General features: G+C 73.7%; 9 protein-coding genes. 5 read left to right on the top strand and 4 right to left on the bottom strand.

Annotation, left to right across the window (positions count from 1 at the left end; genetic code table 11):
- The first annotated feature begins 152 nt into the window (after positions 1-152).
- Positions 153-1,529, top strand: a complete 1,377-nt coding sequence (locus ACQP6G_RS14060; protein WP_429765079.1) for a Gfo/Idh/MocA family oxidoreductase — start codon at positions 153-155, stop codon at positions 1,527-1,529.
- Positions 1,530-1,627: 98 nt separating this feature from the next.
- On the opposite strand, the gene ACQP6G_RS14055 is transcribed toward ACQP6G_RS14060, so the two are convergent.
- The 3 genes from ACQP6G_RS14055 to ACQP6G_RS14045 form a co-directional block, all read right to left on the bottom strand.
- Entirely contained in the window at positions 1,628-3,094 is a 1,467-nt protein-coding gene (locus tag ACQP6G_RS14055) for a pectate lyase family protein (RefSeq protein WP_429765077.1), read from the bottom strand.
- Between the two features lie 68 nt (positions 3,095-3,162).
- Positions 3,163-4,332, bottom strand: a complete 1,170-nt coding sequence (locus ACQP6G_RS14050; RefSeq protein ID WP_429765076.1) for a Gfo/Idh/MocA family protein — start codon at positions 4,330-4,332, stop codon at positions 3,163-3,165.
- Positions 4,333-4,371: 39 nt separating this feature from the next.
- Positions 4,372-6,333: a DUF6807 family protein gene (locus ACQP6G_RS14045; RefSeq protein ID WP_429765075.1), complete on the bottom strand. Its 1,962-nt coding sequence runs from the start codon at positions 6,331-6,333 to the stop codon at positions 4,372-4,374.
- Positions 6,334-6,534: 201 nt separating this feature from the next.
- Between ACQP6G_RS14045 and ACQP6G_RS14040 the strand changes: the two genes are divergently transcribed.
- The 3 genes from ACQP6G_RS14040 to ACQP6G_RS14030 are packed head-to-tail and all read left to right on the top strand — an operon-like array spanning position 6,535 to position 9,750.
- Positions 6,535-7,458: a carbohydrate ABC transporter permease gene (locus ACQP6G_RS14040; RefSeq protein WP_429765074.1), complete on the top strand. Its 924-nt coding sequence runs from the start codon at positions 6,535-6,537 to the stop codon at positions 7,456-7,458.
- The gene (locus ACQP6G_RS14035; protein ID WP_429765072.1) at positions 7,451-8,398 is read left to right on the top strand and encodes a carbohydrate ABC transporter permease; all 948 of its coding nucleotides are present in this window, start codon (positions 7,451-7,453) and stop codon (positions 8,396-8,398) included. The genes ACQP6G_RS14040 and ACQP6G_RS14035 overlap by 8 nt, the downstream gene beginning before the upstream one ends.
- A gap of 29 nt (positions 8,399-8,427) precedes the next feature.
- Positions 8,428-9,750 (top strand): ABC transporter substrate-binding protein, encoded by a 1,323-nt coding sequence (locus ACQP6G_RS14030; protein WP_429765071.1) that lies wholly within the window; start codon positions 8,428-8,430, stop codon positions 9,748-9,750.
- A gap of 85 nt (positions 9,751-9,835) precedes the next feature.
- On the opposite strand, the gene ACQP6G_RS14025 is transcribed toward ACQP6G_RS14030, so the two are convergent.
- Positions 9,836-10,357 (bottom strand): MarR family winged helix-turn-helix transcriptional regulator, encoded by a 522-nt coding sequence (locus ACQP6G_RS14025; protein WP_429765070.1) that lies wholly within the window; start codon positions 10,355-10,357, stop codon positions 9,836-9,838.
- A gap of 112 nt (positions 10,358-10,469) precedes the next feature.
- On the opposite strand from ACQP6G_RS14025, the gene ACQP6G_RS14020 reads away from it, so the two are divergent.
- Complete coding sequence (locus ACQP6G_RS14020; protein ID WP_429765068.1) at positions 10,470-12,746, top strand: LLM class flavin-dependent oxidoreductase; 2,277 nt, start codon at positions 10,470-10,472, stop codon at positions 12,744-12,746.
- Positions 12,747-12,783 lie beyond the last annotated feature (37 nt).

Below are 12,783 nucleotides of genomic sequence, written 5' to 3'. Positions count from 1 at the left end.
CGGCGAGATCCGTACTACCTCGGCGAGATCCCGACTACCTCGGCACGAAGGGAACTACCTCGCGGGGGTGGGGAGGACGGCGGCGCTCGGGTAGGCTGGCGGAAACCGCTTACCCGACGTCGCCGTCGTGGCGACACCCAAGGAGATCGACGATGCCCTCCGTCCCCACCCCCGCCGGCAGCTCGACCGACGAAGGGCGCCGCCGTTACGCCGTCGCGGGCGCCGGCCACCGTGCCGGCATGTACGTGAACGCTCTGATCGGCGACCACGCCGCCGACGGCGAGATCGTCGCCTGGGTGGAGCCCAACCCGGTGCGCGCGGCCGTGCACGAAGCGAAGGTCGCCGCCGCCGTGGGCGGCGAGCGTCCCGTCTACCACCCCGACCACCTGGAGAAGGCCCTCGACGAGCAGCGGGTCGACCGCCTCGTCGTCACGTCGGTCGACAACACGCACGCCGACCTCGTCTCCCGGGCGCTCCGCGCGGGCGTCGACGTCGTCGTCGAGAAGCCGATCGCCGCCACCGAGGACGAGGCGCGGCAGATCGCCGACGCCGTCGCCGAGACGGGCCGCGACCTCACGATGACGTTCAACTACCGCTACTCGCCGCGCAACTCCGCGCTGCGCGAGGTCATCGCGTCCGGGGAGATCGGGCAGGTGCTGAGCGTCCACTTCGACTGGGCCCTCGACACCGTGCACGGCGCGGACTACTTCCGCCGCTGGCACCGCGAGAAGGTCAACAACGGCGGCCTGCTGGTGCACAAGTCCAGCCACCACTTCGACCTCGTCAACTGGTGGATCGACGCCGTCCCGCAGCGCGTCTTCGCCAGCGGCGGCCGCCGGTTCTACGGCGACGACGCCGCGCACGCGTCCGGCTACGAGCCGACGGCGGGGGAGAAGGCGCTGAACGACCAGGGCGTTGACCCGTGGCGCATCGACGTCGACGCCGACCCGTACCTCTCCGAGCTGTACGGTCCCGAGGCGCAGGCCGTGGACGGCTACCGCCGCGACCGCAGCGTCTTCGACGCGGGCATCACCACCGAGGACACCCTCGGTCTCGTCGTCGAGTACGCCGGCGGCCCGGTGCTCACCTACTCGCTCACGGCCAGCGCGCCGTGGGAGGGGTACCGGGTCGTCGTCAACGGCTCGCGCGGCCGCGCCGAGCTCGAGGTGGTCGAGCGCGGGTCCGTCGTCTTCGGCGCGGACGGCAAGGCGACCGTGGACCCGAGCTTCACCGCGACCTTCGGCGAGGACACGGTGCGCCCCGAGGGTGAGCGGCTCGTCGTGCAGAAGCACTGGGAGCGTGCGGAGGAGCGGCCGATCGTCGCCGTCGGGCACGGCGGCCACGGCGGCGGCGACGCCCTGCTCCTGGCCGACGTCTTCCGCGGCCGCACCGAGGCCGACCCGCTGGGCCGCGCCGCCGGCTTCCGCGACGGCCTGCGCGCGTCCGGCATCGGCTACGCCGGCAACCGCTCGCTGGCCACCGGCGACCCGGTGCGCCTCGACGACCTGGGCCTCGGCATCGACCTCTGACCTCTGCGCCGAGGTAGCAGCGCCCGTGCCGAGGGAGTTCCTGGCCCGTGGTCAGGCACTACCTCGGCGCGGGGCGTACTACCTCGGCGGGGCTCGTGCTACCTCGGCGGGGTGGAGCGGAGCACGCCCGCTCCGGCACCGGCGTCCACCACGGCGGGCACGGCCCGGGTGGGCAGCAGCCGGTAGCGGTAGTGGTCGGACGGCGTCCAGCGGGCGTCGTCGGCGAGCGGCGCGTCGGCCGTGGCGTTGAACGCGCCGACGGCGTCGACGGGGCGACCGTTCACCAGCGTGCCGGTCTCGCGCAGCATCGTGCCGCCGTAGGCGCCCACGGCCCGCGCGGGCTCGACCCCCGGGGCGAGGCGCAGCGCGTTGTTCTCCACGACCAGGCTCGACTCCTTGCCGGCGCCCCAGAAGTACTGGAACGTCGAGGCCCTCGACTGCTCGTAGGAGTTGTCGTAGACGTGCACGTCGCCGAAGCGCACGCGCGGCGCGCGCTGACCGATGTCCTGGAAGTGGTTGTGGTGGATCGTCACGCGGTGCTGGCCGCGGTCCTGCAGCCGCGAGTCGGACGAGCCGATGATCATCGTCTTGTCGTGGGACTCGAAGCGGTTCCACGACACGGTCACCAGGTCGCCGCCGTGCGTGACGTCGAGCAGGCCGTCGTGGATCTCGAACGGCCGTCCGAACACCTGCGGCAGGGACGACGCCGGGTGGTCGCCGTCGTCGAAGGTGTTGTGGTCCACCCAGACGCCGGTGGACGTCCAGACGGACAGGTTGTCGTAGGCGGAGTTCCAGCTGCCGAGGTCGCCGTCGGTGGGGTCCCACTGCGGGAAGCAGTCGCGGCCGTCGGAGAGGGTCAGGTTGCGCACGATGACGTTGTGCGAGTCGCGGACCCGCAGGTTCGCGCCGACGACCCGGGCGTCGTCGCCCACGCCGACGATCGTGACGTTCGAGCCGACGTGCACCTGCGTCTGCGCGGCCTGGACCTTGGCGGCCGCGACGCGCGCGTCCTCCAGCGCCCCCGCGGGCTCCTCGGTGCCCCAGACGGCGGGGTCGTACGCCGCGACGTAGTCGTCCATGGAGAACGGGTCGCCGGTGCCCGCCACCGGCACCCGGTCGGCGAAGTCCTGGCAGCCCAGGGCCGCGCCGTCGGCGCCCGTGAAGGCGTCGATCGTGCCGCGCACGTAGACGATGCGCGGCACCTCGAGCCCGCGCCCGTCGTCGAGGTCCGCGCCCGCGCGGCCGCCCAGGGCGTCGCGCAGCTCGGCCCACGTGTCGACGACGTACACCTCGGACGCCGCGGCCGCGGCGCCGCCGGTGACCGGCGCGGCGTCGCGCGTGACGCCCTCCGGGGAGGTGGTCGTGGCGACCGACGCCCAGCCGTCGGCGCCCGGCGTCACGACCTGGCGGCCGAGGTCGGTGCGCGGGGGATGGCCGTGGCCGGCGGGCCCGCCGTGGGCCGAGGCGGCGCCGGCGCCGGCCGTGACCAGCAGCGCGGCGGCGGCGAGGGCGGCGGCCGCGCGGGGCCGACGTCCGCCCGGGAGGACAGGGGAGGGCTGGGACATGGTGCGAAACTCCTTCGTTCCGGCGGTCACCCGTCCGACGACGGTGTCGGCCGGGGAGGTGTGGCGCGTCAGCCGGCCCAGGGGGCCCCGAGCTCGGCGAACGTGCGCTGCGTGCGCGCGACCTCGGCGCACCAGCGCTCGACGTCGCGCACCACGGGGCGCCGCTCGTCGCCGTCCCCCTGCCACTCGACGTGCTCGGGCGCGATCGGGGTCGGGTCTGCGCTGGTGCGCACGGCCTCCAGCACGCGCATGAACGCGCCGGTGTCGCGGACGTCGCACAGCAGGGGGCGACGGTCGTCGGCACGGGCGGCCAGCAGGTCGTCCAGCAGGGAGGCACGCCCGTAGGTCTTGTCCATCTGGACCGAGTCCGTGCGCAGCAGCAGGCGGTCGTGCTCGTACTCGAGCACCAGCTCGCCGCGGGAGCCGGTCACGACCACGCGCGCAGGCGTGCGCTCCGCCGCGCACAGGGTGAGGCCGAAGCCGTACCGCCGGCCGGCGGCGTCCTTGACCCGCACTGAGGAGGTGTCGTCCGCCTCGATCGGGTTGGCGCGGTACAGGTCGGTGTCCACCCAGGCGACGTCCTGCGCGGTGGACGCCCCGCCGAGCCGCAGGGTGGTCGCGACGGCGTGCGCCAGCGGGTTGGTCACCACGCCGTCGACGACGTCGCGGCCGTCGAGCCGGCGCCGGCCCGCCCAGGCGGCGCGCTGCCAGTACGACGCGGTGCGCACCCAGGTGCCGACGGCGCCGAGGCCCTGCACCTCGCCGATCTCGCCCCGGGCCAGGAGGTCCGCGGCCGCGGGCAGGGCGTGCGAGCCGAACGTCTGGAAGCCCACCTGGCAGCGGCGGCCCGTCCGCTCGGCCACCGCGACGAGCTCGGCGTGCTCGGCGAGCGACGCCGTCGTCGGCTTCTCCAGCAGCACGTCGATGCCCGCCTCCATCGCGGCGCGCGCGAGCCGCAGGTGCGTGGGGATGGGCGTGCTCAGCACGACGACGTCGACCCGCGCCTGCGGGGTGGACAGGAGGTCGCCGAGCGTCGGGAACCAGGGCGCCCCGGCGTCGTGCGCGTCGTGGCCGGGGCCCGGCTCGCGCGGGTCGACGACGGCGGCGAGCCGCGCCCTTCCGGCGCGCTGGAGCTCGAGGACCCGGCGCACGTGGGAGGCGCCGTGGCCGTGGAGGCCCACGACCGCGATCTGCGGGGCGATCCGGGTGGCAGAGCCGTCGGAGGTCGGGTCGGTCATCGTCGTCCTGTCCGTGTCGTGCCGGGGTTGCCGGGAGGGTCAGCGCAGCGTGGCGGCGAGGGCCGCGGCCTCGTCGTGGTCGAGCGCACGGTCCACGAGCGCGGCCACGACGCCCGTCTCGACGGTGCCGCCTGCGGGCACGACGAGCGGCGTGTCCCAGGCGAGCGCCGGCCCCGCGCCGGGGTACTCCGCGGCGCGCAGGAACCAGGGCCGCGGCGGCGACGTCTGCGCGAGCAGCAGCGTCGTCGGGCGGTCCTCGGCGTAGGGGTCGTGGTGCTGCTGGACGTACGCGACCCAGGGCGAGGTGCTGCCGTGGGCCAGGCTCTCGCCCTCGCCCGCCTGCGACAGCACGACCGTGCTCTGCGACATCGGCGCGCGCCAGAAGACGCCGCCGTACCCGGCGCCCGGCCGGCCGTTGGTGGCGGGCGAGCGGATCTCCAGCGGCCGGTACGACGCGTGGAGCGTGGTGCGCCAGTCGAGCACCCAGGTGCCGTCGTCGAGGAGGCGGGCGCCGAGCCGACGCTGCTCGTCGAGCAGGGGCTCGCCGTGCTCGTCGTCCCAGCGCACGGTGTCGTGCAGCACGTGGGGCGCGAGCGGGTCGACCTCCGCGCGCGTGCTCACCTGGCGGCCGTGGTTGGGCAGCAGCGTGGGGCCGACGTCGGCCACGAACGTGCGGCCGCCCCAGAAGCTCGTGCCGTTGACGTCGGGCACCGCCACGCTCACGCCGTAGTGGTGCCGGTGGTCCACCGGCTCGGACTCGGTGAGGGCGACGCCCGCCAGCGAGTGCACCGGGTGCAGGTACGGGCGTGGGGAGTGGATGGCCGGCAGCCGCTCGCCGTCGACGTACCGCGCCAGCGGCACCCGGTCGCGGGTGTGCCGCAGCACGATCTCGCGCGGCTCCACGGACCACGTGGGGCCCGGGTCGACGACGTCGGCCTCGGGCGCCGCGGCGGGCTCGGGCTCCGTGACGACGGCCCGCGCGATGCCGCGCGGCACCGGCCCGGTGCTGGAGCGGGCCTCGAGGCGGGCGGTGAACCGGGTGGTGGTGGCCGCGTGCGCGTCGTCGTCGATGACGGCGTGCAGCTCGCGCCACGCCTGCCGGCCCAGCTCGGCCTGGGGCACGGACACGGTGGTCAGGCCGGGCGTCGCGTACCGGGCGAGGTCGATGTCGTCGAAGCCGGCCACCGAGATGTCGCCGGGCACGGCGACGCCCGCCTCGTTGAGCGCGGCCAGGAGGCCGAACGCCACCAGGTCGTTGTAGGCGACGACGGCGGTGGCCCGGCTCGCGAGCACCTCGCCCGCGGCCGCGTGGCCGGAGGCCAGGTCGGCGCCCACGGGCAGCTCGACGATCTCGAGGTCCGGGTGGCGCCGGAGGGCGGTGGCGAGCCCGGTGCGCCGTGCCACGTCGGTGGCGGCGGCCCGCGGGCCGGCGAGGTAGGCGAGGCGGCGGTGCCCGTGGTCGACCAGGTGCTCGACGACCTGGACCGTGGCGTCCTCGTAGTCGATGACCAGGCTGGGGGTGGCCGGGTGCTCGACGGCGCGGTTGATCACGGCCGCGGGGGTCACGAGGGGGAGCAGCGCGTCGAGCGCGGTGCCGGGCATGCGCGGCGCGACCAGGATGAGCGCGTCGCAGCGCATGCGCGCCTCGCGGGCGATGGCCGCCTCCTCCGAGGGGTCCTCGGCGGCGTCGGCGACGAGCACGCGGTAGCCGTCCTCGGCGGCGGCGGACGTCACGCCGCGGAGGATCTGCTGGAACACCGGGTTGCCCAGGTCGGGCACCACGAGCGCGACGGTCTCCGTGCGCCCGAGGGACAGGCTGCGCGCGACGTTGCTGGGGCGGTAGTTCAGGTCGATCGCCGCCTCCTGCACGCGTGCGGCGATGGCGGGGTCGACGGTGCTGCGACCGTTCATCACGCGGGAGACCGTGGCGCGCGAGACGCCGGCCGCGGCGGCGACGTCCGCGATGGTGACGGACGGGCGCCGGACGTTCAGCTCAGGCATCGATGCCTCCTCGGGCTCACGAGCCGACGGTACACCATTGGAAACCGGTTCCTCTCGTGGTACGTTCCCGAGAAGCAACCGGTTTCCAGGAGCTGGAGCACTGGAAGCCCTCAGATCGACGAAGATCGGGAGGCCGGCGATGACAGCCACCAGCACGCCGATCGGCAGCGTGCGCGGCCGGACGAACGGCCGGGTGCCGCGATGGCGGTGATCCAGGAGGTCGCGCGCACCCGCGGGGCCGCCCGGGAGCGGCGCAAGGGCGACGGCAAGGCCGCGGCGCTCTTCCTCGCCCCGTGGTTCGTCGGGCTGGTCCTCGTCACGGCGTTCCCGCTCGTCGCGTCCCTGTACCTGTCCTTCACGGACTACAGCCTGCTCGAGGCCCCCGGCTGGATCGGGCTCGAGAACTACACGGCGATGTTCTCCGACCCGCGCTTCTTCCAGGCGCTCAAGGTGACCTTCACCTACGTGCTCGTCTCGGTGCCGCTGCAGCTCGCCGCCGCGCTCGCCCTCGCCATGGTGCTCGACAAGGGGCTGCGCGGCCTCGCGTTCTACCGGTCCGTCTACTACCTGCCGTCGCTCCTCGGAGGCAGCGTCGCCATCGCGATCCTCTGGCGGCAGGTGTTCGGGGCCGACGGCCTCGTCAACCAGGTCCTCGGGTTCTTTGGGATCGAGGGCGTCGGCTGGGTGTCGCACCCCGACTACGCGCTCGGCACCCTCATGATCCTGAACGTCTGGACGTTCGGCGCGCCGATGATCATCTTCCTGGCCGGGCTGCGGCAGATCCCGGCGATGTACTACGAGGCCGCGTCGATCGACGGCGCGGGCCGGTGGCGCCGGTTCCGCAGCATCACGGTGCCCCTGCTCACGCCGATCATCTTCTTCAACCTGGTGCTCCAGCTCATCGGGGCGTTCCAGTCGTTCACGCAGGCGTTCATCGTCAGCGGGGGCACGGGCGGGCCGGTCGACTCCACGCTCTTCTACACGCTGTACCTCTACGAGAAGGGGTTCAGCTCCTACCAGATGGGGTACGCGTCCGCGATGGCGTGGTTCCTGCTGCTCGTCGTGGCGGGCATGACCGCCGTGAACTTCCTCGCCTCCAAGTTCTGGGTCTTCTACGATGACTGACGCTCCCGCGCGCACCGAGCCGCGCCCCGAGTCGCACCCCGCCGGTCCCCGCCCCACGCTCTCCGAGGTGGCGGCGACCTACCCCGAGCGCCGTCCGCCCCGCGGCCGCGCCTGGGCCGCCGTCCGCCGCGTGCTCCGGCACGTCGCGCTGATCGCCTTCGGGCTCGTCATGCTCTACCCGCTGCTGTGGATGCTGGCGAGCTCGTTCAAGCCGACCGAGCTCATCTTCCGCGAACCCGGGCTGATCCCCACCGAGTGGGACTTCGGCAACTACACCGACGGCTGGAACGCCCTGCTCGACCCGTTCAGCCACTACCTGCTGAACTCGGCGATCGTCGTGCTCGGCTCGGTGCTCGGCAACCTGGTCTCGTGCTCGATGGCGGCCTACGCGTTCGCCCGGCTGAAGTTCCGGGGCCGCAACCTGTGGTTCGCGATCATGCTCATGTCGATCATGCTGCCGATCCACGTGATCATCGTGCCGCAGTACATCCTGTTCTCGTCGCTGTCGTGGATCAACACGTTCCTGCCGCTGATCGTGCCGAAGCTGCTGGCGACGGACGCGTTCTTCGTGTTCCTCATGGTCCAGTTCTTCCGCGGCATCCCGAAGGACCTCGACGAGGCGGCCCGCCTCGACGGCTGCGGGCACGGGCGCATCTTCCTGCGGATCATGCTGCCGCTGTCGCTGCCGGCCCTCGCCACCACCGCGATCTTCACGTTCATCTGGACGTGGAACGACTTCTTCAGCCAGCTCATCTTCCTGACGAAGCCGGACATGTACACCGTGCCCATCGCGCTGCGGACCTTCGTGGACGCCACGAGCAACAGCTCGTGGGGGCCGCTGTTCGCGATGTCGATCGTGTCCCTGATCCCCGTGTTCCTCGTCTTCCTGTTCGGCCAGAAGTACCTCGTCAAGGGCATCGCCACCACCGGCATCAAGTAGTTCGCACCCGTCGTTCGAAGGAGAACCTCATGCGAGTCACAGCCACCCGGGCGGCACGACGCCGCGGCGTCGCGCTCACCGCGCTCACCGCGGCGGGGGCCCTCGCCCTCACCGCCTGCTCCGGCGACTCCGGCGCCCTGCCGTCCGACGACGACGGCGGCGGCGACGGGAACGTCGAGATCCGCTTCGCGTGGTGGGGGTCGGACGACCGGCACAAGACCACCCAGCAGATCATCGACCTGTTCGAGGAGAAGAACCCCGGCATCACCGTCGTGCCGGACTACACCGACTGGGACGGCTACTGGGACAAGCTGGCCACCGCCACGGCGGGCGGCGACACCCCGGACGTCATCACCCAGGAGGAGCGTTACCTCTCCGACTACGCGTCGCGCGGCGTCATCGGCGAGATGACCGGGGTCGACACCTCCGAGATCCCTGCGGACATCCTCAGCACGGGCGAGGTCGACGGGAAGCTCGTCGGCATCCCGACGGGCGTCAACGCGTACGCGATGGTCGCCGACCCGCAGATCTTCGCCGACGCCGGCGTCGAGATGCCGGACGACACGACCTGGACCTGGGACGAGTACGTCGACATCGCGGGGAAGATCTCGAAGGGTGCCGGCGACGGCGTCTGGGGCGCGCAGGACTACGGCTTCAACGAGGCCGGGCTCAACGTGCTCGCCCGGCAGAAGGGCGAGACCCTCTACAACGCGGACGGCACCCTCGGGGTCTCGAAGGAGACGGTCGCGGAGTTCTTCCAGACGTCGCTGGACCTCATGGCGAACGGCGGCCAGCCCGACGCGTCGCGGTCGGTGGAGTACCAGAACGCCGGGCCCGAGGGCTCGCTGCTCGGCACCAACGCGGGCGCGATGGGCGTGTGGTGGTCCAACCAGCTCGGCGCGCTCTCCGACGCGTCCGGGCACGAGCTGGAGCTGCTGCGCCTGCCTGGTGAGTCCGAGTTCGAGCGCACCGGCATGTACTTCAAGCCGGCCATGTACTACTCGATCTCCGCGAAGACGGAGCACCCGGAGGAGTCGGCGAAGCTCGTGGACTTCCTGCTCAACGACCCGGAGGTCGCCAAGCTGCAGCTCACCGACCGCGGCCTCCCGGCCAACCTGACGGTGCGCGAGGCGATCCTGCCCGAGCTCGCGGCCGCGGACCAGAAGGTCGCGGACTTCATGGCGGCCCTGGAGCCCGACATCGTCGACAACCCGGCGGTGCCGCCGAACGGCGCGAACGAGATCCAGGACATCATGATCCGGATCAACACCGAGGTGCTGTTCGAGCGCATGACGCCCGACGAGGCCGCCGACGCGTTCCTCAAGGACGTCGGCGCCGCGATCGGCGGCTGACCCGGCTCCCCCTCGAGAAAGCGGTCTGCCGCGTCATCCGCTCGGATGCCGCGGCAGATCGCGTTCTGGAAGGGTTTTCGCAGGGTCACGCGGACGGGTCGACGACGCGCGCGACGACGGCGCAACGGTCGTCGCCCGGCGCGGCGCCGGTGGCGGCGCGCACGAGCAGGTGGCGCAGGGCGTCGCGCTCGGCGAGGTCCAGCCCGGCGAGCAGCTCGTCCTCCGCGACGCGCACGCGGGCGTCGAGGTCGGCGAGCACGGCCCGGCCGTGGTCCGTCACGACGATCCGGCGGGCGCGCCGGTCGGCCGGGTCGGGCTGCCGCTCGACGAGGCCGCAGCCGGCCAGCTCGTCGAGCAGGTAGGTCATCACGGTGCGGTCGATGCCGAGCCGGGCGGCGAGCGCCGCCTGGGTGGGCGGCGCGTCGTGGGTGACGGCGGCGAGGACCTCGTAGCCGCGCCCGCCGTGCGGGACGTCGGCGCAGGCGGCGGCGACGCGGGTGCTCCACTCGCGCAGCAGCGCGGCCAGCGACCAGCCCAGCGGGGACGGGGCGTCCGGGCCGGCGGCGGTCTCCGCGGTGCTGCGCGTGGGGTCGGCGGTGGTGCTCACGGTGCCATCGTAAGCGGAATGCGCGGCTCGCCAGAAGAGTTGCCGCTGATATCGTCTGTGCGACAGACGATCTCCCGGACGACGGGAGCGGTCCTCCCGCGAAAGGTCCCGCATGACGGACTACGGCCACGACCTGGTCTTCGGCACGTTCCTCACCCCCACGAACCGCGACCCGCAGCAGCCGGTGCGCCTCGCGCAGGTCACCGAGGCGGCCGGGCTCGACCTGGTGACGTTCCAGGACCACCCGTACCAGCCCGGGTTCCTCGAGACCTGGACGCTGCTGTCGTGGGTGGCCGCGCAGACCGAGCGGGTGACCGTCGCGGGCAACGTGCTCAACCTGCCGCTGCGGCCGCCCGCCGTGCTGGCGCGCGCCGTCGCGTCCCTCGACCTGCTGTCCGGCGGGCGGGCCGCGCTCGGCCTCGGCGCGGGCGGGTTCTGGGACCCGATCGTCGCGATGGGCGGCACCCGCCTGACCCCGGGGGAGTCCGTCGACGCGCTCGAGGAGGCGCTCGACATCATCCGCGGCCTCTGGGACGGCCGGGAGCGCCGCGCGCTGCGGGTCGAGGGCGACCACCACCGCGTCGTCGGTGCCAAGCGCGGGCCCGAGCCCGCCCACGACGTCCCGATCTGGCTCGGCGCGCTCAAGCCCCGGATGCTCCGCCTCATCGCCCGCAAGGCCGACGGCTGGCTGCCGTCGCTCGCGTACCTCGAGGACGGCGACCTGCAGCGCGGGCACGCGATCATCGACGAGGCCGCCGAGGAGGCGGGCCGCCATCCGGCCGAGATCCGGCGCCTGCTCAACGTGCAGGGCGCGGTGACCGCGCAGCCGCAGGGCTTCCTGCAGGGGCCGGTGGAGCAGTGGGTCGACGAGCTGGCGGCCCTCGCGCTCGAGGACGGCATCGGCACCGTCATCCTCGCCGCCGACGACCCGACCCTCATCCAGGTCTACGGCCAGGAGGTCGCGCCCGCGGTCCGCGAGCTGGTGGCGCGCGAGCGGGCGACGTCGGGCACGGCGCCCGCCGCGACGCAGCGCGGCGGGCGGGCCATCGCGCTGCGCCGGCCCGGCATCGACTACGCCGCGGTGCCCGCGGCGCTGGCCGCGTCCGCCGTCGAGCCCGGCGACCGCGCGTACGACGCGGTGCGGCACAACTACCTGCGCTCCGGGGCGCCCGGCCTCGTCCTGCGTCCCCGCGACGCCGCGCAGGTGGCCGAGGCCGTCCGGTTCGCGCGGTCGCAGGACGTGCCGCTCGGCGTCCGGTCCGGCGGGCACGGCATCAGCGGCCGGTCCACGAACGACGGCGGGATCGTCGTCGACCTGGGCGCGCTCGACCAGGTCGAGGTGGTCGACGAGGCCACCCGGCGCGTGCGCGTCGGCGTGGGCGCCACGTGGGGCCGCGTCGCCGAGGCGCTCGCGCCGCGCGGCTGGGCGATCAGCTCCGGCGACTCCGGCGGGGTCGGGGTGGGCGGGCTGGCCACCGCCGGCGGCGTCGGCTTCCTCGGCCGCCTGTACGGGCTGACGATCGACCACGTCGTCGCGGCGGAGGTGGTCACGGCGGACGGGCGCGTGGTGCGGGCGTCCGCCGACGAGAACCCGGACCTCTTCTGGGGGCTGCGCGGCGCGGGCGGCAACCTGGGCGTCGTCACGTGGGTGGAGATCGAGGCGATGGCGCTCGGGGATCAGGGCGCCGTCGTGTTCTCCCAGATGACGCTCGACGCGTCCGACGTCGCGGGCACCCTCGAGCGGTGGGGCGCCGTCGTGGAGTCCGCGCCGCGCGAGCTCACGAGCTTCCTCATCCTGTCGCCGGGACGTCGTGGGGAGGGCCCGGTCGCCCAGCTCATGACCGTGTGGGCGGGCGACGACACGGACGCCGCCGTCGAGCAGCTCGAGCGGCTGGCCGGCGCCGGGCCGCTGCTGGGCCACCAGGCGTACCTGCTGCCCTACGCGGGCGTCGTGCAGGCGGGGGAGAAGCACCACCAGGGCGGCGGGGACCCCGCCGTGCGCTCCGGGCTGGTGGCGCACCTGGACGCCGCGACCGCCCGCGCGTTCGAGAAGCTCGCGCTGTCCGGGGAGGCGTACTTCCTGCAGGTGCGCGCCACCGGCGGCGCCGCGAACGACGTCGACGAGGGTGCGACGGCGTACGCGCACCGGCATCAGAACTTCCTGCTGTCCGCGATGTCGTCGTCGCAGGCCCGGCTCGACGCCGTGTGGGACGACGTCATGGCGCCGTACACGGACGGGCTCTACCTGTCGTTCGACACCGACACCCGGCCGGAGCGGCTCGCCGACGCCTTCCCCGAGCCCACCCTCACCCGGCTGCGCGAGGTGAAGCGCGACTGGGACCCGGACAACGTCTTCCGCGCCAACTTCCCGGTGCGGCCGGCGGAGTGAGCCGGGGGCGCGGCGCGTCGGCCGGGTGCGCGAGGAT

This window comes from Isoptericola nanjingensis, from assembly GCF_050311635.1.
GTDB classification, from domain to species: Bacteria; Actinomycetota; Actinomycetes; order Actinomycetales; family Cellulomonadaceae; genus Isoptericola; species Isoptericola nanjingensis.
The sequence above is the reverse complement of the archived record's forward strand: the minus strand, read 5'-3'. Positions and strand labels throughout refer to the sequence as shown.